This is a genomic window from Paraburkholderia hiiakae, assembly GCF_904848665.1.
GTDB classification, from domain to species: domain Bacteria; phylum Pseudomonadota; class Gammaproteobacteria; order Burkholderiales; family Burkholderiaceae; genus Paraburkholderia; species Paraburkholderia hiiakae.
This window is the reverse complement of the sequence record NZ_CAJHCQ010000001.1, coordinates 696,569-719,404: the sequence shown is the minus strand read 5'-3', so window position 1 is coordinate 719,404 and position 22,836 is coordinate 696,569. Positions and strand designations below refer to the sequence as shown.

General features: G+C 65.8%; 20 protein-coding genes. 12 read left to right on the top strand and 8 right to left on the bottom strand.

What is annotated here, in order from left to right; all coding sequences use genetic code 11:
* Positions 1-217: 217 nt before the first annotated feature.
* From lptB to kdsD, 5 genes are read right to left on the bottom strand one after another with little or no spacing between them, the layout of a single operon-like run.
* Positions 218-1,009: an LPS export ABC transporter ATP-binding protein gene (gene lptB, locus JMY28_RS03065; protein WP_201694425.1), complete on the bottom strand. Its 792-nt coding sequence runs from the start codon at positions 1,007-1,009 to the stop codon at positions 218-220.
* Positions 1,006-1,695 carry a lipopolysaccharide transport periplasmic protein LptA gene (gene lptA / locus JMY28_RS03060; RefSeq protein WP_201694424.1) on the bottom strand — a complete coding sequence of 230 codons (690 nt, stop codon included), beginning with the start codon at positions 1,693-1,695 and terminating at the stop codon, positions 1,006-1,008. The genes lptB and lptA overlap by 4 nt, the downstream gene beginning before the upstream one ends.
* Before the next feature lie 31 nt (positions 1,696-1,726).
* The gene (gene lptC, locus JMY28_RS03055) at positions 1,727-2,326 is read right to left on the bottom strand and encodes an LPS export ABC transporter periplasmic protein LptC (protein ID WP_042269979.1); all 600 of its coding nucleotides are present in this window, start codon (positions 2,324-2,326) and stop codon (positions 1,727-1,729) included.
* Positions 2,323-2,877, bottom strand: a complete 555-nt coding sequence (locus tag JMY28_RS03050; protein WP_201694423.1) for a KdsC family phosphatase — start codon at positions 2,875-2,877, stop codon at positions 2,323-2,325. Before JMY28_RS03050 ends, lptC begins: the two co-directional genes overlap by 4 nt.
* Positions 2,877-3,863, bottom strand: a complete 987-nt coding sequence (gene kdsD, locus JMY28_RS03045; protein ID WP_201694422.1) for an arabinose 5-phosphate isomerase KdsD — start codon at positions 3,861-3,863, stop codon at positions 2,877-2,879. The genes JMY28_RS03050 and kdsD overlap by 1 nt, the downstream gene beginning before the upstream one ends.
* A 206-nt stretch (positions 3,864-4,069) precedes the next feature.
* On the opposite strand from kdsD, the gene JMY28_RS03040 reads away from it, so the two are divergent.
* From JMY28_RS03040 to purU, 5 genes are all read left to right on the top strand, one after another.
* Complete coding sequence (locus tag JMY28_RS03040) at positions 4,070-6,085, top strand: monovalent cation:proton antiporter family protein (protein ID WP_201694421.1); 2,016 nt, start codon at positions 4,070-4,072, stop codon at positions 6,083-6,085.
* Positions 6,086-6,196: 111 nt separating this feature from the next.
* A complete protein-coding gene (locus tag JMY28_RS03035) occupies positions 6,197-6,763 on the top strand; it encodes an adenine phosphoribosyltransferase (RefSeq protein ID WP_201694420.1) in 567 nt (188 codons plus the stop codon).
* Between the two features lie 32 nt (positions 6,764-6,795).
* Positions 6,796-7,410, top strand: a complete 615-nt coding sequence (locus tag JMY28_RS03030) for a LysE family translocator (protein WP_201694419.1) — start codon at positions 6,796-6,798, stop codon at positions 7,408-7,410.
* 18 nt (positions 7,411-7,428) lie between these two features.
* Positions 7,429-8,298, top strand: a complete 870-nt coding sequence (locus JMY28_RS03025) for an NUDIX hydrolase (RefSeq protein ID WP_201694418.1) — start codon at positions 7,429-7,431, stop codon at positions 8,296-8,298.
* A gap of 75 nt (positions 8,299-8,373) precedes the next feature.
* Complete coding sequence (gene purU / locus JMY28_RS03020) at positions 8,374-9,243, top strand: formyltetrahydrofolate deformylase (protein WP_158756875.1); 870 nt, start codon at positions 8,374-8,376, stop codon at positions 9,241-9,243.
* Positions 9,244-9,311: 68 nt separating this feature from the next.
* Here the strand turns inward: purU and JMY28_RS03015 are convergent, their stop codons facing one another.
* Both JMY28_RS03015 and uvrA read right to left on the bottom strand, forming a co-directional pair.
* On the bottom strand, positions 9,312-10,397 hold the full coding sequence (locus tag JMY28_RS03015; protein ID WP_201694417.1) for an AI-2E family transporter: 1,086 nt from the start codon (positions 10,395-10,397) through the stop codon (positions 9,312-9,314).
* Between the two features lie 108 nt (positions 10,398-10,505).
* Positions 10,506-13,397 carry an excinuclease ABC subunit UvrA gene (gene uvrA / locus JMY28_RS03010; RefSeq protein WP_201694416.1) on the bottom strand — a complete coding sequence of 964 codons (2,892 nt, stop codon included), beginning with the start codon at positions 13,395-13,397 and terminating at the stop codon, positions 10,506-10,508.
* A 187-nt stretch (positions 13,398-13,584) separates the two neighbouring features.
* On the opposite strand from uvrA, the gene JMY28_RS03005 reads away from it, so the two are divergent.
* From JMY28_RS03005 to JMY28_RS02980, 6 genes are all read left to right on the top strand, one after another.
* Positions 13,585-14,793: an MFS transporter gene (locus JMY28_RS03005; protein WP_407945458.1), complete on the top strand. Its 1,209-nt coding sequence runs from the start codon at positions 13,585-13,587 to the stop codon at positions 14,791-14,793.
* A 152-nt stretch (positions 14,794-14,945) separates the two neighbouring features.
* Positions 14,946-15,500, top strand: a complete 555-nt coding sequence (locus JMY28_RS03000; RefSeq protein ID WP_201694415.1) for a single-stranded DNA-binding protein — start codon at positions 14,946-14,948, stop codon at positions 15,498-15,500.
* Between the two features lie 254 nt (positions 15,501-15,754).
* A complete protein-coding gene (hcp, locus tag JMY28_RS02995) occupies positions 15,755-17,422 on the top strand; it encodes a hydroxylamine reductase (RefSeq protein ID WP_201694414.1) in 1,668 nt (555 codons plus the stop codon).
* A gap of 17 nt (positions 17,423-17,439) precedes the next feature.
* Positions 17,440-18,462 (top strand): 2Fe-2S iron-sulfur cluster binding domain-containing protein, encoded by a 1,023-nt coding sequence (locus JMY28_RS02990; RefSeq protein WP_201694413.1) that lies wholly within the window; start codon positions 17,440-17,442, stop codon positions 18,460-18,462.
* Between the two features lie 154 nt (positions 18,463-18,616).
* Positions 18,617-19,285, top strand: coding sequence for a helix-turn-helix transcriptional regulator (locus JMY28_RS02985; RefSeq protein WP_236596662.1), 669 nt, complete (start codon positions 18,617-18,619; stop codon positions 19,283-19,285).
* Positions 19,282-20,253 (top strand): threo-3-hydroxy-L-aspartate ammonia-lyase, encoded by a 972-nt coding sequence (locus JMY28_RS02980; protein WP_201694412.1) that lies wholly within the window; start codon positions 19,282-19,284, stop codon positions 20,251-20,253. The genes JMY28_RS02985 and JMY28_RS02980 overlap by 4 nt, the downstream gene beginning before the upstream one ends.
* 38 nt (positions 20,254-20,291) lie before the next feature.
* On the opposite strand, the gene JMY28_RS02975 is transcribed toward JMY28_RS02980, so the two are convergent.
* Positions 20,292-21,167 carry a LysR family transcriptional regulator gene (locus JMY28_RS02975; RefSeq protein ID WP_201694411.1) on the bottom strand — a complete coding sequence of 292 codons (876 nt, stop codon included), beginning with the start codon at positions 21,165-21,167 and terminating at the stop codon, positions 20,292-20,294.
* 137 nt (positions 21,168-21,304) lie between these two features.
* Between JMY28_RS02975 and JMY28_RS02970 the strand changes: the two genes are divergently transcribed.
* Complete coding sequence (locus JMY28_RS02970; protein ID WP_201694410.1) at positions 21,305-22,627, top strand: MFS transporter; 1,323 nt, start codon at positions 21,305-21,307, stop codon at positions 22,625-22,627.
* Positions 22,628-22,836: the final 209 nt, after the last annotated feature.

The window sequence follows — 22,836 nt, the reverse complement described above, 5'->3', positions numbered from 1 at the left end:
ACGAGCGTGTGCCGCGCCGCCGTGTGCCCGGAATTTGGTGCGCAAACAGGGGCGCTGCTCGCGCTGCCATGCACCGTTTTGGGGGGCAGGGTCGATGAAGCGGAGTTACACGGGGAAACGCGAAAGATGAGGCCGGAAAAACGCGAATGCGGATCGCGCGCGCCGGGTGAGCGCTGTGGGACTGCGGTGAGCGGGCGCGCAAGGCGCGCCCGGGGACTTACATGCGGAAGTGTTCGCCGAGATAAACGCGGCGCACGCTTTCGTTCTCGATGATTTCGCCAGGCGCACCGGCCGCGAGCACGGTGCCGTCGCTGATGATGTACGCGTGGTCGCAGATGCCGAGCGTCTCGCGCACGTTGTGGTCCGTGATCAGCACGCCGATGTTGCGCTGCTTGAGGAACTTCACGATCTTCTGGATTTCCAGGACGGCGATCGGGTCGACGCCCGCGAACGGCTCGTCGAGCAGAATGAAGCTCGGGTCGGTTGCGAGCGCGCGCGCGATTTCAACGCGCCGGCGTTCGCCGCCCGACAGCGAGAGCGCGGGGTTCTCGCGAAGATGCGCGATCTGCAGTTCGTCCATCAGCGCTTCGGCACGCTCGGTGATGACGTCTTTCGACAGACGTTTGCCGTTGCCGTCCACCTGCAGTTCGAGCACCGCGCGGATGTTCTCCTCGACGGTGAGCTTGCGGAACACCGAAGCTTCCTGCGGCAGATACGAAAGACCGAGCGCGGCGCGCTTGTGGATGGGCAGGAGGCTGATGGACCGGCCGTCGAGGTCGATCTCGCCGGCGTCGAGCGGCACGAGACCCACGATCATGTAGAACGACGTGGTCTTGCCGGCGCCGTTGGGGCCGAGCAGCCCAACCACTTCGCCGCTCTTCACGTCGAGCGAAACGTCCTTGACGACGGTGCGCGAGCCATAGCGCTTCTTCAGGTTGCGCACGACGAGCGTGCTCGTCTTGCCGGCCAGCTGGCGGCCGTAGCTTTGGGGGGCGGTGACGGTATTCACTGTGGCGGCGCTTCCTGCAGCTTGGTGGACGGCGTGAGCGCGGCCGGGGCGCCCGCGGCCGGCTGTGCGCCGGTAGTGTTGCGCGGCGAGAGCATGGCGCGAACGCGGCCGCCGGGGTTGCCGGGACCTGCGACGTCCTTGCCCGACTTTGCCGTATAGAAGTCGTTCTGGCCGTCGTAGGTGACGACACTGCCGTGGACCTGATCCATCACCGTCGAGAGGCCCTGCAGGCGGCGCACCGTGGCGCGCGTCGTGAGCGTGGTGAGATCCTGCTTGCCGTCGTAATCGATGCGCTCAGCGGTGCCGTCGACGTATTCGTCGAGGCCTTCGCGCTTCTGGCGGAAGTAGGCGAGCTTCTCGGCGGGCGTGCCCGGCGCGACGGTGCCGGTCGCGAACTGGTAGCCCTGCGGGTCCTGCGTGACGACGAGCTTGTCGGCCTTGATGAGGATCGTGCCCTTGGTGGCGACCACGTGGCCGGTGAAGACGGTCTGCTGCTTCAGATCGTCATACGTCATGTTGTCCGCTTCGATATTGAGCGGCTTGTCCTTGTCGGCGCGCTCGGCGTGGGCCGCGGGCGCGAAGCCGGCGAACAGCAGCGCGCCGGCGAGCGTCATCAGCGCCGCGAAGCGTGCGCGGCGCGCGTCGGGCGAACGGCCGTTCAGTGGACGGGGAAGCGAATCGTTCATGCAATCGTGCCTTGCGTGGACGGCCCGGCGTTCAGGACGAGCCGCCGGAGTCAGCCGGGGCGATGGCTCCACGGACGTTGCCGAAGAGCTGGATGACCCGGGAGACATTGTTGTAGTTCATGCCGCTGGTGGCCGTCATGACCGACTGGCCGCGTCGAAGTTTAACCGGCTTTTCGGTCAGGATCACATCGTCGTTCACGAGCACTTTGAAATGCTCGGAATCAGCCTGCATTTCCGGGTCGCCGGCGCCAGCCGCGCGCAAGATGCGCGCGTTGTCGTACAGATTGACGATCGAGGCGTCGGCGTTGACCGTGCCGCGCAGCCCCGTGGCCGTGACGATCGGCTTGCCGGGCTGGAATGCGCGCACGGCCGGATTCGTGAGGTCGCTGTTCTCGTCGTCCTCGTAGTGAACCATGTGCGTGGCCGTGAGCCGGTACTGCGTGGCGCCCGACTGGTCGAGTTCGGACACCGAGAAGTTGTCGGCGAAATAGTCGGGCGTATGCGTGAGCGGACGCGGCGCCGCCTCTTTCTCGCGCGGCTGGACGGCCTGCAGCAGCCACCACGTGAAACCGGCGAGCGCGGCGACGCACACGAGCGGCACGAGCGAAGTGAGGCGGAACTTCTGGTTCATCGCGGCATCCCGGCCAGCGGCGCGCAGGCCGCGGCGAGCATGGCGTCGTAATGGTTCTGCGCGCGCAGGATCAGGTCGGTGACTTCGCGCACGGCGCCGTGGCCGCCCACCTTGCCGGACACCCAGTGGGCGCGCGAAAGCACGTCCGGATGGGCGTTGGCGGGCGCGGCGGCGAACCCGCACTGGAGCATCACGCCGAGGTCGGGCCAGTCATCGCCCATGTAGCCGCACGCTTCGGGCGCAATGCCCGTTTGCGAGAGCAGTTCGGCGAACGCCACGCGCTTGTCTTCCACGCCCTGCCACAGGTGCGTGATTTTGAGTTCCTTCGCGCGCACGGCGACGATTTCCGAGCGACGCCCGGTGATGATGGCCGTGTCGATGCCGGCTTCGCGCAGGAGCTTCGCGCCGTGGCCGTCGAGCGAGTTGAACGCCTTCATCGTGTCGCCCGCGCCGGTGAAGAGCAGGCCGCCGTCGGTGAGCACACCGTCGATGTCGAAAATCATGAGGCGCACACGCGCGGCGCGCGCGGTTGCGTCGAGTGGGGTAGCCATCAGATCACCTTCTTGGAGAACAGGTCGTGCATGTTGAGCGCGCCGATCAGCGTGCCCTCGGCATCGACGACCAGCATCTGATTGATGCGGTAGCGCTCCATCAGTTCCACGGCTTCGACAGCAAGCTGGTCCGGGCCGATGGTGCGCGGGCCTTTCGTCATGACCTGCGCGATCGGCAGGTCGCGGAAATCGCCCGCGCGCTCGAGCACGCGGCGCAGGTCGCCGTCGGTGAAAATGCCTTGTACGTGGCCGTCGGCATTGACGACCGCCGTCATGCCCATGCGCTTGGCCGTGAGCTGGAAGAGGGCGTCGCGCACGGTCACGTCGTCGCGCACCTGCGGGATTTCGTCGCCCGTGCGCATCACATCGCGCACGTAGGTCAGCAGGCGCCGGCCGAGCGCGCCGCCCGGATGCGAGCGCGCGAAGTCGTCGGCGCCGAAGCCGCGCGCGTCGAGCACCGCGACCGCGAGCGCGTCCGAGAGCGCGAGCGCCGCCGTCGTGCTGGCGGTGGGCGCGAGGTTCAGCGGGCAGGCTTCCTTCTCCACGCCGGCGTCCAGATGGACGTCGGAGAGCTGGCCGAGCGTCGATTGCGGGCGGTTGCCCGTCATGCCGATGAGCTTCGCGCCAATGCGCTTGACGAGCGGCAGAATCGCCACGAGTTCTTCGGATTCGCCGGAGTTCGACAGGCCGATGAAGACGTCGTCCGCGGTGACCATGCCGAGGTCGCCGTGGCTCGCTTCCGCCGGATGCACGAAGAACGCGGGGGTGCCGGTGGAGGCCAGCGTGGCCGCGAGCTTGCGGGCAATGTGGCCCGATTTGCCGATGCCGGAAACGACGACGCGCCCGCGGCAACTGAGGATGAGGTCGACCGCGCCGACGAAGTTGTCGTCGAGCCGGTCGCGAAGCCCGCGCACGGCGTCCGCTTCGATGTCGAGCACGTTGCGAGCGAGCTTCAGCGCCCGGTCGCCATTGATTTTCGCTATCATCCGCGGAGTATAGCAAAGGCGTCTGCGCGCCGCGCCAGCGCCCCCCAGCGCCAAAACCCCGTGCGCGAGCCGCCTGGCTTGCCCAGCAGTATTTCCGTAGCCCTTCCCATGTAGCCGCCTTTGCGTCGATCATTGACCCGGCGCGGGGCAGAATTTGCATTGCCGCTCATGCAAACCGCGACTGACGAACGAGGACGCTTCACACGATGATCTCCCCGCTGGAAATGACGCTGTTCCTGCTGCTCGCCTCGGTGGTTGGCGTCGTGCTGTTCCGTTATCTGAATCTGCCACCGATGCTCGGCTACCTCACGGTCGGCATTCTCGTGGGCCCGCGCTCGCTCGGCATCGTGCCGGACACGCACGGCGCGCAGAACCTGGCCGAGTTCGGTGTGGTATTCCTGATGTTCTCCATCGGCCTCGAGTTCTCACTGTCGAAGCTGCGCGCCATGCGCCACGCCGTGTTCGGCCTCGGGCTTTCGCAGGTGCTGGGTACGATCGTGGTGGCGCTCCTGCTCGGGCTCGTGCTGGAGCCGTGGGTGCATATCACGTGGCAAGCGTGCGTGGCGCTTGGCGGCGCGCTCGCGATGTCGTCCACGGCCATTGTCAGCAAGATGCTTTCCGAGCGGCTCGAGATCGAATCGGAGCACGGCCGCAACATTCTGGGCGTGCTGCTGTTCCAGGATCTGGCTGTGGTGCCGCTGCTCATCGTGATCGCGGCGTTCGGCGGTTCGTCGGCTTCGCTCGTCGAGTCGCTCGGCACGGCGGCCGTGAAGATCGTGCTCGCGCTCGGCATTCTGCTCATCGTCGGGCAGAAGTTCATGACGCGCTGGCTCACCATCGTCGCGCGGCGCCGCTCGCAGGAACTGTTCGTGCTCAACGTGCTGCTCATCACGCTGGGCGCCGCGTTCATCACCGACAAGTTCGGCCTCTCGCTTGCGCTCGGTGCGTTCATCGCGGGCATGCTGATCGCCGAAACGCCGTACAAGCACCAGGTGGAAGAGGACATCAAGCCGTTTCGCGACGTGCTGCTCGGGCTCTTCTTCGTAACCACGGGCATGCTGCTCAACCCGCACGTGATCTGGCAGCACCCACTCATGGTGGCGGCGTTCTTCTTCGGGCCGGTCGTGCTCAAGGCCGTGCTCATCACCGCGCTCACGCGTATTTTCGGCGCGTCGCCGGGCGTGGCGATGCGCACGGGTCTCGGCCTCGCGCAGGCCGGCGAATTCGGCTTCGTGCTGCTGAACCTCATTCTCGACAAGCATCTCGTCGATGCCACGCTGCTCCAGGCGATCCTCGCGGCCATGCTGCTGTCGATGCTCGCCGCGCCGTTCCTGATCCAGAACGCCGACCGCATCGTGCTGCGCCTCTCCTCGACGGAATGGATGCAGCAGTCGCTGATGATGACGCGCATCGCCACGCAAAGCATCAAGCAAAGCGGCCACGTGATCGTGTGCGGCTACGGTCGCGCGGGGCAGAACCTCGCACGCATGCTCGAATACGAAGGCCTCTCGTACGTGGCGCTCGACCTCGACCCCGACCGCGTGGCGGCCGCGGCGGCGGCGGGCGAGTCGGTGGTGTTTGGCGACGCGGCGCGGCGCGAGTCGCTCGTCGCGGCGGGCATCCATCGTGCGGCTGCCGTGGCGATCACGTATGCCAACACGCAATCGGCGTTTCGCGTGCTCCGTCACATTCACGAGCTGGAGCCCACCTTGCCCGTGATCGTGCGCACGGTGGACGACGCCGATCTCGAACGCCTGCTAGCCGCGGGCGCGACCGAGGTGATTCCGGAGATTGTGGAGGGGAGCCTCATGCTCGCCTCGCACATGCTGGTGCTGATGGGCGTGCCGATGCGGCGCGTGGTGCGCCGCGTGGAGGAACTGCGCGACGAGCGCTACAGCCTGCTGCGCGGCTACTTCCACGGCACCGACGATGCGGGCGAGGACGGTCACGAGCAGGTGCGGCTACAATCCGTACCGGTCGACGAGCGCGCCGATGCCGTGGGCCGCACGCTGGCGGAACTGGGCCTGTACGAGCTTGGCGTCGAGGTGACGGCGATTCGCCGCCACGGCATTCGCGGCGTCGAACCGGACCCGTCGACCAAGCTGCGCGAGGCCGACATCGTCGTGCTGCGCGGTTTGCCCGAGCAGCTCGCGCAGGCCGAGGAGCGGCTTTCGCGGCATCGCAAGCCGGGCGCGGCGGGCGCGGGTGCAGCGGCGGCCTGATATCCCGCCGTTGCCGCGATCGCTACCCCGTCGCGAAATCGCGCTTTCGGGGTCCTGCCCCGGTTAACGCGTCCTACCGTCATTCTTTATTAGTTGCTACCCGGAGAGATCATGTCCAACGCACCTGCGAACCCGAGCGCTGAAGCCGCCCAGTTCGTGAAGAGCCTGATCCGCACGGTGCCCGACTGGCCTCAGCCGGGAGTGCAGTTCCGCGACATCACGCCGCTCATCGGCCATCCGAAGGGCCTGCGCGTGCTGATCGACCTGTTCGTCGAGCGCTATGTCGATGCGAAGCTCGACTACGTGGCGGGGCTCGATGCGCGCGGCTTCATCATCGCGCCGATCGTCGCTTACGAGCTAAACGTGGGCTTCATTCCGATCCGCAAGATCGGCAAGCTGCCGTACAAGACCGTTTCCGAGACTTACAAGCTCGAATACGGCGAAGCGACCGTCGAGATTCACGAGGACGCCTGCGGGAAGGGCGAGCGCGTCGTGATCGTCGACGACCTGATCGCCACCGGTGGCACCATGATGGCCGGCAAGCTGCTGCTCGAACGCCTCGGCGCGAGCGTGGTGGAGGGCGCCGCGATCATCGACCTGCCGGACCTGGGCGGCTCGAAGCTGCTCGCCGATGCAGGCCTGCCGCTCTTTACCGTGACCGCCTTCGGCGGCCACTGAAGCCCGAACGCATCACGCCACGAGTCGATCTCATGCCGAATATCGCGCTCTTTCTCGCCACCTCCATCGCCATCACCTTCGCGCCCGGTCCCGACAATCTGCAGGTGCTCGCGCGCGGCATCTCGCAGGGCCGCGCCGCGGGTCTCATAGCCGCGCTCGGCTTCGCCGCAGGCGTAACGTTCCACATCACGCTCGCCACGCTCGGCGTGGCCGCCGTGCTGCGCTCGTCGCCGCTCGCATTCCAGATCCTCAAGCTCGCGGGCGCCGCGTACCTCGTGTGGATCGGCGTGAAGGCGCTGCGCAGCCAGGGCCTCGCCGCCACTGGCGACCGTCCGCGCCAGCCGCTCTCCGCGATCTTTCGCCAGAGCGTGCTCGGCAACATGATGAATCCGAAGGTGACGCTTTTCTTCGTCGTGTTCCTGCCGCAGTTCGTCGACGCGCATGGCGCGCAAAGCGTCACGCTGCAGATGCTCGAACTCGGCCTCGTGTTCATGGCGCAGACGGTCGTGGTGTTCTCCCTCTTCGGGCTGTGCGCGGGCACGATCGGCGGCTGGCTGAAGCGCCGCCCGCGTGCGGGCCTGTGGCTCGATCGTCTCGCTGGCCTTACGTTCATCGCCATCGGCATTCGCATCGCCCTGCGTGACTGATCTACGGAGTCCTGATCGATGACCTTGCCTTGCATTATCGACGCGCGGCGTTTCGATGTCGGCGCGCATCTGCCGTTTCATATCGGCGACGAGCGCGTGGGCTGGATACGCGAGAACGACGTGGCGCTGCTCGCGCGCTGGCCCGAGGTGTTCGAGATCGACGGCGATGCGCTTAGCGCGCGCGTGACGCTCGCCCCACAGTTCGATAGTGTCGATGCGCGCAGCGCGGCACTCGGCTCGGTGATCGGCGCACTCGCGGCGCAAGGGCACATTCCGGGCTGGCGCAACGAAACCTACGCGATCCGCAACGCCTTCGACGCGCCGCCGCTTGCCTTTATCGAACGCGCGGCGTCGCGCTTTTTCGGCACGATGACGTACGCGGTGCATCTGAACGGCGTCGTAGAATACGCAGATTCCGTGTCGCCCGGCGCGCCGCAATTGTGGATCGCGCGACGCAGCGATACCAAGGCCACCGACCCCGGCATGCTGGATAACGTCGTGGCGGGCGGCATCGGCTGGGGCTTGGGCATCGAGGCCACGCTCGTGAAGGAATGCTGGGAAGAGGCGGGCATTGCCGAGGATCTGGCGCGCGAGGCGCGCGCGGGCCGCACCGTGCACGTGCTGCAGTCGCTGCCGGAAGGCACGCAAGCCGAGCAGATCTTCATCTACGATCTCGTGCTTCCGGCCGACTTCGTCCCGCACAACCAGGACGGCGAAGTCGGCGAACATCGCCTCGCGCGTATCGAGGAAACTGCGCGCTGGATCGAGGAGGGCGCGATGACGGTGGACGCGAGCCTTGCGACGCTCGACTGCCTGCTACGCCGCCAATGGATAGACGAAGACGCGTGCGAGGGCATTGCCGCGATCTTCGAACCGCCGACGCTGTGAAAGGGCGCCGGTTCTTTTTGCAAAGCCCAAAGCCCTTTTAGAAACACCAAAGTATTGACGGGAGTTACCAAGGTCATGTCGACCGATCACAGCTTCATCCTCAAACTGTCGTGCGCCGACCGGCCAGGCATCGTGCATGCCGTGTCGGGCTTTCTATTCGATCGCGGCAGCAATATTCTCGACTCGGCCCAGTTCGGCGACAGCCACACCGGCGAGTTCTTCATGCGCGTGCACTTCCAGCAGGTGGGCGGCGATCCGGGTCTCGACGGCTTGCGCAGCGCGTTCGAGCCGCTTGCGCAAGAGTTCGGCATGCGTTGGGAACTGCATGACGCGAACGTGAAGCCGCGCGTCGTCATCATGGTCTCGAAGATCGGCCATTGCCTGAACGACCTGCTGTTCCGCTATCGCACTGGCCAGCTGCCTATCGAGATTCCGGCGATCATTTCGAATCACAAGGACTTCTATCAGCTCGCCGCGAGCTACAACATTCCGTTCCATCACTTCCCGCTGCTCGGCGGCACGGATGCCGACAAGGCCGCGCAGGAAGCGCGTGTGCTCGAAGTGGTGAACCGCGAAGGCGCCGATCTCGTGGTGCTCGCGCGCTACATGCAAATTCTCTCGCCGCAGCTTTGCCGGGCGCTCGAAGGCCGCGCGATCAACATCCACCATTCGTTCCTGCCGAGCTTCAAGGGCGCGAAGCCGTACTACCAGGCGTTCGACCGCGGCGTGAAGCTCATTGGCGCGACGGCGCACTACGTGACGTCCGATCTCGACGAAGGCCCGATCATCGAGCAGGAAGTGGAGCGCGTGGACCACAACATGACGCCGGACCAGCTCACCGCCATCGGCCGCGACGTGGAGTGCGTGACGCTCGCGCGCGCGGTGAAGTGGCACGTGGAGCATCGCATTGTGCTCAACGGGCACAAGACGGTCGTGTTCCGCTGAGCACAGGCTTTAGCGGCGTGACGAGCAAAAATGGCCCCGAAGGGGCCATTTTTTTCAGCGGTGCACGTTCAGACGAGCCGCAGATAGATGAGTTCGCGCTTGATATACGCGTAAAAAATAGGCGCGGCAATCACGCCCTGAATGCCGAACGCGGCTTCCATCACGAGCATCGCGACGAGCAGCTCCCACGTGCGCGCCTCGATCTGGCCGCCCACGATGCGCGCGTTCAGGAAGTATTCGAGCTTGTGGATCAGGATGAGGAACACGAGCGCCGTGACCGCCGCCGGCAGGCTCACGGTGAGCGCGATGGCGACGATCAGCGTGTTCGAGATCAGGTTGCCGATCACGGGCAGCAGGCCCACCACGAAGGTCACCACGACCAGCATCTTCGCAAGCGGCAGCGGCGCGTGAAACACCGGCAGCGCGAGCAGGAGGAAGAGGCCGGTGAATACCGTGTTGATGGCCGAAATCTTCACCTGCGCGAACACGATGCGGCGAAACGCGTCGGCGAAACGCGCCACGCGTGTGACGAACGCCGTGGAAAGCGGCAGCCGCGTGGCGTTCTTCTGCGCGCCAATGGCGATGATCGCCCCGATGATCATGCCGATCACGATATGTCCAAAGATGCGCGCGGCGTTCTTGCCGCCCTGGCCGAGCTGGGTGGCGTGCTCATGCATGAGCGCGAGCGCCTTGAGCTTCATCTGGGCGACGTCCACGGGCAGATAGGCGGCAATGGACTCGGGAATGCGCCCGCGCGCCTGGTCGACGAACGTCATCATCTGAGCCATGACCTTCTGCACGCTCGGCACGTCGTTTTCGAACTGCTCGATCACGCCCACGGTGAGCCCCGTGAGTATGCCCACGATCACGATGGAGACGAGCACCACGGAAAGCCAGCGTGCACGGCTGCTCGACATGCGCCGCTCGATGAGCGGCGAAATGGTATGCACGAGCTGGAAAACGAGCATGCCCGCGAGCAGCGCGCCGAGCAGGTTCAGGTGCAGCACCGCCAGCATGCCGGCGAGCGCGGCCACATAGCTGCCGATCTCCACTGCCGAAAGTTTCGGCAGGCTCATGTCGCTCGTGAGCCTGACCGGCCTTGGCCGCAGGTCGCGCACTTGTTTATCTTCGGTCGCTTCGTTGCGCTTGACCATGTTGGGTGTATTCCGTCTCCAAACTTCGGGGGCGCACGCGCCCCGACCCGTTGTTGCTGCAGCTATTTCTACTGCTAAATTTCCGGCGTTGCCTGCCCGCTTGGCAGATCACTTTCCCGCGGCCGTGTCCAGCGCGGCAATCTGGCGCTTGAGCAGCGGCGCGAGATAGCGGCCCGTGAAGCTTGCCTTCGATTTCGCCACCTGTTCGGGCGTCCCCTGGGCCACGATCTGCCCACCGCCCGCGCCGCCTTCCGGTCCCATGTCCACGACCCAGTCGGCGGTTTTGATTACATCGAGATTATGCTCGATGATGACCACCGTGTTGCCCTGATCGCGAAGCCGGTGAATCACTTCCAGCAAAAGCGCGATGTCGTGGAAGTGCAGGCCGGTGGTCGGCTCGTCGAGTATATACAGCGTGCGGCCCGTGTCCCGCTTCGAAAGCTCGAGCGAGAGCTTCACGCGCTGCGCCTCGCCGCCCGAGAGCGTGGTGGCCGACTGGCCAAGGCGGATATAGCCAAGGCCGACGTCCAGCAGCGTCTTGAGCTTGCGCGCCACCACCGGCACCGCCTTGAAGAACTCGTAGGCGGTTTCGACCGTCATGTCGAGCACTTCGCTGATGTTCCGGCCCTTGTATTGAATCTCCAGCGTTTCGCGGTTGTAGCGCTTGCCGTGGCAGACGTCGCAGGGCACGTACACGTCGGGCAGGAAGTGCATTTCCACCTTCAGCATGCCGTCGCCCTGGCAGCTTTCGCAGCGCCCGCCCTTCACGTTGAACGAGAAGCGGCCCGACTCGTAGCCGCGCTCCTTGGCGGCCGGCACGCCGGCGAACAGCTCGCGGATGGGCGTGAAGAGGCCCGTGTAGGTGGCCGGGTTCGAGCGCGGCGTGCGGCCGATCGGCGACTGGTCGACGTTGATGACCTTGTCGAAGTGCTCCAGGCCCTCGATCGCCTCGAACGGCGCCGGCTCCGCCGACGATCCATACAGATGCTGCGACACGGCGTGATAAAGCGTGTCGTTGATGAGCGTGGATTTGCCCGAGCCCGAAACGCCCGTCACGCAGGTGAGCAGGCCCACCGGCAGGTCGAGCGTGACGTGCTTGAGGTTGTTGCCATAGGCCTCGACGATGCGCAGGTGGCGCTCGCCGGGCTCGATGCGCTCGTCGGGATAGTCGATGCGGCGCGCGCCCGAGAGGTACTGGCCCGTCATCGAGGCCGGATCGTGTTCGACTTCCCCGGGCGTGCCCTGCGAAATCACCATGCCGCCGTGTACGCCCGCGCCCGGGCCCATGTCGACCACATAGTCGGCCATGCGGATCATGTCCTCGTCGTGCTCGACGACGATCACCGAATTGCCGAGGTCGCGCAGATGCTTGAGCGTGGAGATCAGGCGGTCGTTGTCGCGCTGATGCAGGCCGATGGAGGGCTCGTCGAGTACGTACATCACGCCCGTCAAACCCGAACCGATTTGCGAGGCGAGGCGGATGCGCTGCGCCTCGCCGCCCGAAAGCGTCTCGGCGCTGCGTTCGAGCGAGAGATAGTCGAGCCCGACGTTGTTGAGGAACATGAGGCGCGCGACGATTTCCTTGACCACCTTGTCGGCGATCTCGCGCTTGGCGCCTTCGAGGCGCAGCGTCTGGAAGTAGCCGAGCGTGTCGCGCAGCGGCCAGCCGCTCACTTCGTAAATGGCGCGCGCGTCTTCACCGCCGCCGATGCGCACGAAGCGCGCTTCGCGACGCAGGCGCGTGCCTTCGCAGTGCGGGCAGGCCTGGTTGTTCTGGTACTTCGAAAGCTCCTCGCGCACCGCGGCCGAGTCGGTCTCGCGGTAGCGGCGCTCCAGGTTCGGGATGATCCCTTCGAAGACGTGCTCGCGCACCGAAGTGCGGCCACGCTCGTTGATGTACGAGAACGGAATCTCCTGCTTGCCCGAGCCGTAGAGCAGGATCTTGCGCACTTTCTCCGGCAGCTCCTCGAACGCGGTGTCGATGTCGAAGTCGTAGAACGCGGCGAGACTCTGCAGCATCTGGAAGTAGAACTGGTTGCGCCGGTCCCAGCCCTTCACCGCGCCCGCCGCGAGTGATAGGGATGGATGCGCCACCACGCGCTTCGGATCGAAAAACGTGATCTGGCCGAGGCCGTCGCACTCGGGGCACGCGCCCATCGGGTTGTTGAACGAGAAAAGGCGCGGCTCCAGCTCCGGCAGCGAGTACGAGCAGATCGGGCAGGCGAACTTCGAGCTGAAGAGGTGCTCGTGGTTCGTGTCCATTTCGAGCGCGATGGCACGGCCGTCGGCCAGGCGCAGCGCGGTTTCGAACGACTCCGCGAGACGCTGCTTCATGTCGGGGCGCACCTTCAGGCGGTCCACCACCACGTCGATGGTGTGGCGCTCGCTCTTCTTGAGCTTGGGCAGCGACTCCACCTCGTAGATCTTCGCTTCCCCTTCGTTGGCCGTGCCGCCGCCCGAGCGCACCCGAAAGCGCACAAAACCTTGCGCCTGCATGTCGTCGAAGAGCTCGGCGTGCTCACCCTTGCGGTCCACGATCACGGGCGCGAGGATCATCAGCTTCGTTTCTTCGGGCAGGGCGAGCGCGGCGTCCACCATCTGCGAGACGCTTTGCGACTCCAGCGGAATCTCGTGGTCCGGGCAGTAGGGCGTGCCGATGCGTGCGTACAGCAGCCGCAAATAGTCGTGGATCTCGGTGACGGTGCCGACCGTGGAGCGCGGGTTGTGCGACGTCGCCTTCTGCTCGATGGAAATAGCCGGCGACAGACCCTCGATCAGGTCGACGTCGGGCTTCTCCATAAGCTGCAGGAACTGGCGCGCGTACGCCGACAGGCTTTCCACGTAGCGGCGCTGTCCTTCCGCGTAGAGCGTGTCGAAGGCCAGTGAGGACTTGCCCGAGCCCGACAGCCCGGTGATCACCACGAGCTTGTGGCGCGGCAGGTCCAGATTGACGTTCTTCAGGTTGTGGGTTCGGGCCCCACGGATACGGATCTGTTCCATGAACCTGCGGGAGAAAGGGAAACCAAACCTGCTACTATAACGACTTTTCCAGACCGCCGTTACGGCTTGCTGACGGTCTTTGAAAGGGCCCGGAGCGGCAAGTGCAAGGGCCTCGAAAGAGGCGCGTCAGGGAGCGTCCCGGTCAACAAACGTGCGGGCACTTGCGGTCCAAACACATAACGCTCCGATGTCCTCCAATTCACCCGCTACATCCTCACGCATGAGCGCGCCCGAGTTGCGCGCGACCGTATCGCTCGCGGCGATCTTCGCGCTGCGCATGCTCGGTCTCTTCATGATCATGCCGGTGTTTTCCGTCTACGCGAAGACCATTCCCGGCGGCGACAACCTTCTGCTGGTCGGCATCGCGCTCGGCGCGTACGGCGTCACGCAGTCGCTTCTCTATATTTTCTACGGCTGGGTGTCGGACATGGTGGGCAGAAAGCCCGTCATCGCCACCGGCCTCGTCATCTTCGCGATCGGCAGCTTCGTCGCGGCGGGCGCGCACGACATGGTGTGGATCATCGTCGGCCGGGTGATTCAGGGCATGGGCGCCGTTTCTTCGGCGGTGCTGGCGTTCATCGCCGACCTGACGGCCGAAGAGCACCGCACCAAGGCCATGGCGATGGTGGGCGGCTCGATCGGCATGTCGTTCGCCGTGGCGATCGTCGGCGCGCCGATCGTGTTCCACTGGGTCGGCATGAGCGGTCTGTTCGCACTGGTTGGCGTGTTCTCGATTCTCGCGGTGGGCGTGGTGATCTGGGTCGTGCCCGATGCGCCGCACAAGCCCGTGCACGTGCGCGCCCCGTTTGCCGAGGTGCTGCACAACGTGGAACTGCTGCGGCTGAATTTCGGCGTGCTGGTGCTGCACGCCACGCAAACGGCGCTGTTTCTCGTCGTGCCGCGCCTGCTCGTCGACGCGGGCCTGCCGGTCGCGTCGCACTGGAAGATCTATCTGCCGGTCATGGGCCTCGCGTTCGTCATGATGGTGCCGGCCATCATCGTCGCGGAGAAGCGGGGCAAGATGAAGCCCGTGCTCGTTTCTGCGATCGGTCTTATCCTGATCGGCCAGCTTTTGCTCGGCTCGCTCGCGCATACACTTGTCATCGTGTCGGCTGTGCTGTTCGTCTATTTCCTCGGCTTCAATGTTCTGGAGGCTTCGCAGCCTTCGCTCGTCTCGAAGCTGGCACCTGGCAACCGCAAGGGCGCGGCCACGGGCGTGTACAACACCACGCAGTCGATCGGGCTCGCGCTCGGCGGCGTGTTGGGCGGATGGCTCCTCAAGCACGACGGCGCGAGCGCCGTGTTCTACGCGTGTTCGGGGCTCGTCTTGTGCTGGCTTATAATCGCGGCCAATATGAAGGCGCCGCCCAAGCGGGCTGAAGCCAAACGCGCTTAAAGCCAGGCGGGCCTGAGTTAGAACCAACGGTTCACAGCAACGCAATTCGCGGAGGCGGTCCGCGACCGGCGAAGGCGCTCGAGATACATCGGGCGCTCGCCGGCGCGCACCGCGCGGCCGCTCCTCGCAACCGAATCAAACAGGAGAAATTCATGGCATCCGTGAACAAGGTGATCCTCGTCGGCAACCTCGGCGCAGAGCCGGAAGTGCGCTATCTGCCGAGCGGCGACGCCGTGGCGAACATCCGCCTCGCGACGACCGACCGCTACAAGGACAAGGCGTCCGGCGAGTTCAAGGAAATGACGGAATGGCACCGCGTGTCGTTCTTCGGGCGACTGGCCGAGATCGTCTCGGAGTACCTGAAGAAGGGCTCGTCGGTGTATATCGAAGGCCGTATCCGCACGCGCAAGTGGCAGGCGCAGGACGGCACCGACCGTTACTCGACGGAAATCGTCGCCGACCAGATGCAGATGCTGGGCGGCCGCAGCGGCGGCGCGTCGGCGGGCGGCGACATGGGCGACGACGGCGGCTACAGCAGCCGTGAGCAGTCCGCTCCGCGCGGCGGTGGCCGTGCTTCGGGCGGCGGCGGCGCGCCGCGTTCGAGCGGTGGCGGTGCGGGCGGCGCGGGTGGCGGCGCAGGCGGTGGCCGTTCGAGCGCGCCGGCAGGCGGCGGCTTCGACGAGATGGACGACGATATTCCGTTCTAAAGCGTCCGAACGTATCTGCTGGGCCTGAAGCCCCGGTTCGACCGCAAGGTCGAGCCGGGGCTTTTCATTTCCCTGTGCGAACTGCGCACTGCGGCGTATTCGCACACACAGTGGCTTCTTCGCCTGAAGCGACACGTTTTCTGATTTTTGTCACGGCAAAACTCCCGCCGGCGCGCCACCATTTAAAAGATGCATTAATTTTGCATCTTACGAGACGGCGCGCGCCGTCACCCCACAAGGAAAAGGAGAAAGCCGTGTTTTGCTATCAATGTGAACAGACCGACCGCACCCAGGCCACCCCGGGGTGCGCCTCGGCCAAGGGCAACTGCGGCAAGGACGCTACGACTTCGGATCTGCAGGACCTGCTGATCTACGCAACCAAGGGCATCGCGCAGTATGGCGCGCTCGCGCGCGGCCTCGGCAGCCCCGATCGCGAAGCCGACCGCTTCATGCTCTATGCGCTGTTCACGACGCTCACCAACGTCAACTTCAACGCCAGCCGTTTCGTGGCGATGCTGGGCGAGGCCGCGCAACACCGAGATCGCGCGAAGTCGACCTACGAGGCGCTCGCGCTCGCGCAAGGCGTTGCCGCTGCGCAGCCGGGCGGCGCAGCGCTCTGGCAACCGGGCAACGATCTCGCCGGACTGCAGGCGCAAGCCGCGCTCGTCGGCATCAAGGCCGGGCTCCCGAAGGTGGGCGAGGATATCGCGGGCCTGCGCGCCCTCGTGCTCTACGGTCTCAAGGGTGTGTGTGCATACGCCCATCACGCTCGTGTGCTCGGTTACGAGAGCGAGGAAGTCTACGCGGGTGTCGAAGCCGCGCTCGTGTTTCTCGCGAGCGAACCGGCGCAGGCCGCTGATCTGCTCGAGCACGCGCTCGCCCTCGGCAACCTGAATTTGAAGGTGATGGAACTGCTCGACGCGGCGAACACGGGCCGCTTCGGCATGCCCGAACCCACTGCCGTGCGCGTGACGCCGGCCGCGGGCAAGGCAATTCTGGTTTCGGGCCACGACCTCGGCGATCTGGAGGCGCTGCTCGAGGCGACCCAAGGCGCCGGTGTGCAGATCTACACGCACGGCGAAATGCTGCCCGCGCATGCTTACCCGAAGCTCAAGGCGTATGCGCATCTCGCTGGCAATTACGGCGGCGCCTGGCAGGATCAGCAATCGGACTTCGCGAACTTCCCCGGCCCGATCCTGATGACGTCCAACTGCCTGATCGAGCCGCTGCCGCAGTACCGTCAGCGCATCTTCACGACGGGCCCGGTGGGTTGGGCCGGCGTACGCCATCTCGAGCATCACGCGTTCGCACCGGTCGTGCAGGCCGCGCTCGCGCTGCCGGGCTTTCGCGAAACGGCGCCGCAGGAGTCCATCACCATCGGCTTTGCGCGCAACACGGTGCTCGGCGTGGCCGACAAGGTGATCGACGCCGTGAAGGCCGGCCAGATCCGCCACTTCTTCCTGATCGGCGGCTGCGACGGCGCCGCGCCCGGCCGCAACTACTACACCGAATTCGCGCAGGGCGCGCCCGGCGACACCGTCGTCATGACACTCGGCTGCAACAAGTACCGCTTCAACCGGCACGCGTTCGGCGACATCGGCGGCATTCCGCGCCTGCTCGATCTGGGCCAGTGCAACGACAGCTACTCGGCGATCCAGATCGCCATCGCGCTCTCGAAGTCGTTCGACTGCGGCGTGAATGACCTGCCGCTCACGCTCGTGGTGTCGTGGTTCGAGCAGAAGGCCGCCGCGGTGCTGCTCACGCTGCTCGCGCTCGGCCTGCGCAACATCCACCTCGGACCGACGCTGCCGGCCTTCCTCACGCCGAACGTTCTCGACATTCTCGTCAAGCAGTTCGGCATCTCGCCGATCGGCGATGCGCAAGCGGACCTGAACGCGGCGCTTGCACGCAAGGCCGCTTGAGCGCGGGTGAAAACGTCATGAGTTATCAAATCGAGCTCACCACGCGCGACGGCCAGGCGTTCGGCTTCGCGTGCGAGCCGGGGCAGGACGTGCTGAGCGCGGCGGCGGCGGCGGACATCACGCTGCCTTCGCAGTGCCGGCGCGGCAGCTGCGGCGCGTGCCACGCCACCGTGACCGAAGGCGCGTACACGCTCGGCGATCACAGCGCGGATGCGCTTGCTTCAGGCGACCCGCAGGCGGTACTGCTGTGCCGCACGAGGCCTTCGACCGACTTGCGCGTCGCCGCGCCGTACGATCACACGAAGGTGTTACTGCAGCCGGTCCTCACGCGCGCGGCGCGCATCGCCGCACTGGAAACGATCGCCGACGACACACGCCGTCTCGAACTGCTTCTCGACGCCGACGACACCAGCGGCAGCGCCGCCGAGTTCGAAGCGGGCCAGTTCGCGGAGCTGGAGTTGCCGCAGGGGGGTGTCAAGCGCCCGTTCTCGCTTTCCAACACGAGCAACTGGGAAGGGCGCCTCGAGTTCCTGATCCGGCTGAGGCTGCAAGGCGAATTTTCGTCGTATCTGCGCGAGCGGGCGCAGCCCGGCGACGTGCTCACCGTGCACGGCCCGCAAGGCGGGTTCGGTCTGATCGCCGACAGTTTGCGCCCGCGCTGGTTCGTGGCGGGCGGCACGGGCGTCGCTCCCGTGCTCTCGATGCTGCGCCGCATGGCCGAATACGGTGAGATGAACGACGCGCGCCTCTTCTTCGGCGTGAATCGCGCGAGCGAGCTTTTCATGCTCGACGAACTGGACGCGCTTCGGGCGGCGCTGCCGCAACTGCACGTCGAGCTTTGCGTGCGCGAAGCGGCTGATGGCAGGCAAGGCGCGCACAGCACGCCCGTCGACGCACTTGCCGCCGCGCTCGCAGGCGGCGGTGCTGCGCCCGATCTCTACGTTTGCGGGCCGCCTGCCATGGTGAGCGCCGCGCAGGCGGTGGCGGCGCGCTCGCGCGTGCCGTCTGCGCAATTCGTCAGCGAGCGCTTCACGGTCTGAGTGGCAATGCGTTGCGTGGTTTTTCTTCGTGTCTGATTGACCTCGCCTTCGGGCGGGGTTTTTTTTCGCGCATCGGGCGGCCATGCACGGCAACTCCGAGCGATCAATCCAAGTAATTGACATTTGGTCATTAACTGTCAAAATGTCCACTATCATGATGCCAACCCGCAAACCCCTTTCCGGCCATTCCACTGACGAAAACGCGCTGCTCCTGCGCGAAGGCGAGAAGATCGTCGCTGCGCTTGGTCAGACGCTCGCGCCGCTCGTCGAGGTCGTGCTGCATGACCTTACGCGGCCCGAGCATTCCGTCGTGGCGATCGCGAACAATCTGTCAGGACGACAAGTCGGCGACGCCGCCACCGAAATGGGTCTCGCGCGCGTCACCGACTCCGGCTTTCCCGAAGTCGTGGCCAACTATCCGAACCGCTTTCCAGACGGGCGTCCGGCCAAAAGCACGTCCATCGGCCTGAAGAACAGCGCGGGCGAGTACGTCGCGGCGCTCTGCCTGAACATGGATGTCTCGCTAATCGGCGCGGTGACGGCGGGCCTCGGCCAGCTGATCCAGACCAGCACGACCGCGCCCGTGACCGAAACGCTCGCGCCGCGCGCCGCAGGCGGCGTGCGCGAGGCGCTCGAACGCTTCGCCGCCACGCGCAACACCACGCCCATCGGCATGACGCTCGCGCAGCGCCGTGAGGCCGTGCGCGAACTCGCGGCGAACGGACATCTGAACCTGCGTCATGCGCTCGCCGACGTGGCCACCACGCTCGGCGTGGCGCGCTCGACCGTCTACACCTACCTGCCAGCCGAAGAACGACCATGAGCACTCTGCCTATTACCTTCGAAGACGTCGCCGCCGCCCACGAACGCCTGCGTGGCGTCGCGCATCGCACGCCGGTTCTGACTTCGCGAACCGCGAACGAACGCACGGGCGCGCAGCTTTTCTTCAAATGCGAGAACTTGCAGCGCATGGGCGCGTTCAAGTTCCGCGGCGCTTATAACGCGATTGCGCAGTTCACGCCGGAGCAGAAGGCGGGCGGCGTGATCACGTTTTCTTCGGGCAACCATGCGCAGGCGATTGCCCTGTCGGCCCGTCTGCTCGGCGTGAAGGCCGTGATCGTGATGCCGCACGACGCGCCCGCCGTGAAGGTGGAGGCAACGCGCGGCTATGGCGGCGAGGTTGTCTTCTACGACCGCTACACCGAGGACCGTGAGGCGCTCGGCAAACGGCTCGCCGCCGAACGCGGCCTCACGCTGATTCCGCCCTACGACCACGCGCACGTGATGGCCGGGCAGGGCACGGCCGCGAAGGAACTCTTCGAGGATGCGGGCGAGCTCGATCTGCTGATCACGCCGCTTGGCGGTGGCGGACTGCTATCGGGCTGTGCGACCGCCGCGCATGGGCTCTCGCCCGCGTGCACGGTGATCGGCGTCGAGCCGGAGGCCGGCAACGACGGTCAGCGCAGCCTGCACACGGGTGAGATTGTCCACATCGACACGCCCAAGACGCTCGCCGACGGCGCGCAAACCCAGCACCTCGGCAACCTGACCTTCGCCGTGATTCGCGAGCGCGTGAGCGAGATCGTCACGGTGAGCGACGCGGAACTCGTCGACACGATGAAGTTCTTCGCGAGCCGCATGAAGCTCGTGGTCGAACCCACGGGTTGCCTCGCGGCGGCGGCGGTGCTGCACGGTAAGGTGGACGTGCGTGGCAAGCGCGTGGGTGTGCTCATCTCCGGCGGCAACGTCGATCTGCTGCGTTTCGCGGAGCTGGTACAGGCCGCCGGCTAAAGCGCCCTGTAGACGGTGCCTCGACTAGCCGGGGCGCCTCAGCCGAGCAGTTCCGCGAGCGCCGCGCGCGCGTTCGTCACGTGCGCGGCCTCGCCGGGCCGCCCCGGCAACAGATGAAATTCGGCCGCAGGCAGTGCGGGCAAGCCGAATGAAGCCGGGCACGCCATCAGTCCTTCGCCGATTGCCGATTCGTTCAGACACGAGATCCCCAGCCCCGCCTTGAGCGCGAGCTGCAGCCCGGCCACGCCCGACGCCGAATGCGAAATCAGGTAGGGCATGCGCGCTTCCTCGAGCAATCTCACTACACGGCGCTGCAACTGGCAGGTCGCCGGCAGCAGCACGAGCGGCCAGGGCGGCGTGAGCGCGGGCCGCTCGCGCAGCGTTTGCGCCGCGCCGACCCACACCAGTTTTTCGCGCCGTATCGACGTGCTCTTCTGCGTGCCGCGGCCTTCCTCCATCAGCCGCAGCGATAGCCCGATGTCGTAGGCATTGTCGTCGGCGCTACTGTCGATCACGGCGCTCGGCAGCACGGTCACATGCAGGCGCAGGCGCGGATGCTGGTTTGCGAAGCGCCGGATGATCTCGGCGACATCGTGCGGCCGGTAATAGTCCGTGATCGCGATGCGCACCTCGCCGTCGAGTGTGCGGCCGAGCATGTCGTCGAAGGCGGCGTCGCAAAGCGCGACGATGCGGCGCGCGTGGTCGATCAGCTTCGCGCCCGCGGGTGTGGCGGACATGCCCTGCTTGCTGCGCACGAAAAGCGGCTGGCCTACGCGCTCTTCGAGCTTCTTGAGCTGCTCGCTCACCGACGACTGCGAAAGGAACACCCGCTGCGCACCTTCGGAAACACTGCCCGCTTCGGTAACGGCGATAAATGTGCGCAACTGCGCGAGATCGAAACCGCGTGCGTTCATGGGTTCAGCTTGATCCGGTGTGTTTCCTGCCATCTGATGATTCGGAAATTCCGAATTTATAAATTGGAATTTCCCGCTTTTCCGATGGATGTTGCGCCTCTACGATGCCCTCAGTCAACCGTTTTCTGGAGGTCATCATGGGACGCAGTACTACGCGGGGCGCGGCACACCGCTGGAAGGTGCTAGCGGTGGGTGTGGCGGCCAACGCCAGTTTTGCGGCAGCGCTCGGCGGCATTCCCGCAACGGGCGTGTTGATCCGCGCGGATTACCACATCGGTACGGGCGAACTGGGTGTCGTGCTTGGCATGCTGGGACTCGGCATCGTGCTGAGCGAGCTTCCCTGGGGACTCCTGACGGATCGATGGGGCGACCGGCGCGTGCTGCTCACGGGGCTGACCACCACAGCGCTCGCACTCGTCGCGATGGCGCGCTGGGGCGCACCGGCGGGCGCGCATACGCCCGGTGCGACGATGCTCGCGGTGGGCCTGCTCGCGCTCGGTCTGCTCGGCGGCAGCGTGAACGGCTCGAGCGGGCGCGCGGTGATGGCGTGGTTCGCCACCCACGAGCGCGGCCTCGCGATGAGCATCCGGCAAACCGCCGTACCAGCCGGCGGTGGCCTGGGCGCGCTCGTGCTGCCAGCGCTCGCCGAGCATGCGGGATTCGCGGCCGTGTATGGCGCGCTTGCTTTCATGTGTGCGGTGTCCACCGTGCTCACGATCGTCTGGTTGCACGAGCCTGCGCACATGCAGGACGCCGCGAATGCGCAGCTCGCCTCGCACGAGCCGGTTGCGCCAGTGCAACGTTCAGTCTCGCCGCTGCGCAGCGTAACCGTGTGGCGCATGGTGACGGGCATTGGGGTGCTGTGCATTCCGCAGGTGGCGGTGCTCTCGTTCGCGAGCATTTTTCTGCACGACGTCGGCCATGCAGGCACTGCGGCAGTCAGCGCGACGCTTGCGGCGGTGCAGGGCGGCGCGGCGTTCATGCGTGTGTACGGCGGGCGTTGGACCGATCGGCACGGCGACCGGCGCACCTGGTTGCGCGGCAGCGCTGCACTCACCGTCGCGCTTTTCGTTGTGCTTGCCGCGCTGACGGCTTTCGCGTCGCATACGCATCGCGCAAACGGAGTATTCGTCATGCTGCTTGCCGCGGTGATCGTGTTGGGCGGCATTGCCGCTTCCGCCTGGCATGGCGTTGCCTTCACCGAACTTGCGACGCTCGCAGGCAACGGCCGTGTCGGAACCGCGCTTGCCATGGGCAACACTGGCGCGTTCCTGGCGTTCTTCGTCGCGCCTTCGGCCATCCCGCTGCTGTTGTCGTCGTTTGGATGGCCCGTGGTCTGGGCGGCGGCTGCGCTTTGCGCCGCGCTGGCATGGCCCGCATTCGGCGCGCCGCGCGAGCGCGGCGTCGCCCGGCGCAGCGGCGACAGTCGACAACGCGCTCATGAGGGTGCCGCGGCTTGATGACGCTGTGTTTGGGATTTGTCTCAAATATCGAACTGACGTGCAAAATAATTCTACAAAGTCACGGCGATCTGGCATAACTCATGTGCAAGCCGGAATTAAGGAATATTTAACGTTTCGGAAATCTCCGATTTCGACGGCAGGATTTCAATGGTCAGATGGACGACCTTGCTGATGTTGTCGGTTGCCGGTGCGCTCATGCGGCGCAC

What these genes read in the sequence shown, in the direction of transcription:
- JMY28_RS03000 (WP_201694415.1), top strand. Translation starts at nt 14,946, where the DNA reads ATGGCATCCGTGAACAAGGTGATCCTCGTCGGCAACCTCGGCGCAGAG.
- JMY28_RS03005 (WP_407945458.1), top strand. Translation starts at nt 13,585, where the DNA reads ATGTCCTCCAATTCACCCGCTACATCCTCACGCATGAGCGCGCCCGAG.
- JMY28_RS02990 (WP_201694413.1), top strand. Translation starts at nt 17,440, where the DNA reads ATGAGTTATCAAATCGAGCTCACCACGCGCGACGGCCAGGCGTTCGGC.
- JMY28_RS02970 (WP_201694410.1), top strand. Translation starts at nt 21,305, where the DNA reads ATGGGACGCAGTACTACGCGGGGCGCGGCACACCGCTGGAAGGTGCTA.
- JMY28_RS02975 (WP_201694411.1), bottom strand. Translation starts at nt 21,167, where the DNA reads ATGAACGCACGCGGTTTCGATCTCGCGCAGTTGCGCACATTTATCGCC.
- JMY28_RS03025 (WP_201694418.1), top strand. Translation starts at nt 7,429, where the DNA reads ATGACCTTGCCTTGCATTATCGACGCGCGGCGTTTCGATGTCGGCGCG.
- JMY28_RS03035 (WP_201694420.1), top strand. Translation starts at nt 6,197, where the DNA reads ATGTCCAACGCACCTGCGAACCCGAGCGCTGAAGCCGCCCAGTTCGTG.
- JMY28_RS03030 (WP_201694419.1), top strand. Translation starts at nt 6,796, where the DNA reads ATGCCGAATATCGCGCTCTTTCTCGCCACCTCCATCGCCATCACCTTC.
- JMY28_RS02985 (WP_236596662.1), top strand. Translation starts at nt 18,617, where the DNA reads ATGATGCCAACCCGCAAACCCCTTTCCGGCCATTCCACTGACGAAAAC.
- lptA (WP_201694424.1), bottom strand. Translation starts at nt 1,695, where the DNA reads ATGAACGATTCGCTTCCCCGTCCACTGAACGGCCGTTCGCCCGACGCG.
- JMY28_RS03050 (WP_201694423.1), bottom strand. Translation starts at nt 2,877, where the DNA reads ATGGCTACCCCACTCGACGCAACCGCGCGCGCCGCGCGTGTGCGCCTC.
- uvrA (WP_201694416.1), bottom strand. Translation starts at nt 13,397, where the DNA reads ATGGAACAGATCCGTATCCGTGGGGCCCGAACCCACAACCTGAAGAAC.
- purU (WP_158756875.1), top strand. Translation starts at nt 8,374, where the DNA reads ATGTCGACCGATCACAGCTTCATCCTCAAACTGTCGTGCGCCGACCGG.
- kdsD (WP_201694422.1), bottom strand. Translation starts at nt 3,863, where the DNA reads ATGATAGCGAAAATCAATGGCGACCGGGCGCTGAAGCTCGCTCGCAAC.
- lptC (WP_042269979.1), bottom strand. Translation starts at nt 2,326, where the DNA reads ATGAACCAGAAGTTCCGCCTCACTTCGCTCGTGCCGCTCGTGTGCGTC.
- JMY28_RS03015 (WP_201694417.1), bottom strand. Translation starts at nt 10,397, where the DNA reads ATGGTCAAGCGCAACGAAGCGACCGAAGATAAACAAGTGCGCGACCTG.
- JMY28_RS03040 (WP_201694421.1), top strand. Translation starts at nt 4,070, where the DNA reads ATGATCTCCCCGCTGGAAATGACGCTGTTCCTGCTGCTCGCCTCGGTG.
- JMY28_RS02980 (WP_201694412.1), top strand. Translation starts at nt 19,282, where the DNA reads ATGAGCACTCTGCCTATTACCTTCGAAGACGTCGCCGCCGCCCACGAA.